General features: G+C 45.4%; 1 pseudogene. It reads left to right on the top strand.

Annotated features, from left to right (window positions below):
• Positions 1 to 667 (top strand): annotated as a pseudogene (locus tag R7P74_RS26865) (PrkA family serine protein kinase); the annotation flags it as partial.

Genomic DNA, 667 nt, shown 5'->3' on the forward strand with positions numbered 1-667 from the left:
CGCGTTATCTCTCAATATGAAAAATTCAAAGACTTCTATAGAATGGAAGATGCGATTGAACAAATTGTTTCTTACCTAAAACATGCGGCACAAGGATTAGAAGAACGCAAACAGATCCTCTATCTATTGGGCCCTGTTGGCGGCGGTAAGTCCTCACTTGCTGAAAAACTAAAATCGCTTATGGAAGCGATGCCTATTTATGTATTGAGTGCTAATGGCGAACGCAGCCCTGTGAACGACCACCCATTCTGTTTGTTCAAAGCGACCGAAGATGGCGAGATTCTGAAAACGGACTACGGTATTGAGCAGCGCTACCTTCGCTCAATCATGTCGCCTTGGGCAGCAAAACGCCTTCACGAATTTGGCGGCGACATCACCAAGTTTAAAGTGATGAAAGTTCGTCCTTCTATCCTTGACCAAATCGGTATTGCGAAAACCGAACCTGGTGATGAGAACAACCAAGATATTTCATCACTCGTCGGTAAAGTGGATATCCGTAAACTCGAACACTACTCTCAAGACGACCCAGATGCGTACAGCTACTCTGGCGCGCTGTGTAAAGCAAACCAAGGCTTGATGGAATTCGTCGAGATGTTCAAAGCGCCAATTAAAGTATTGCCCCCATTACTAACCGCAACACAAGAAGGCAACTTTAACGGGACGGAAG

The sequence above is a fragment of the Vibrio sp. 2033 genome (assembly GCF_033339735.1).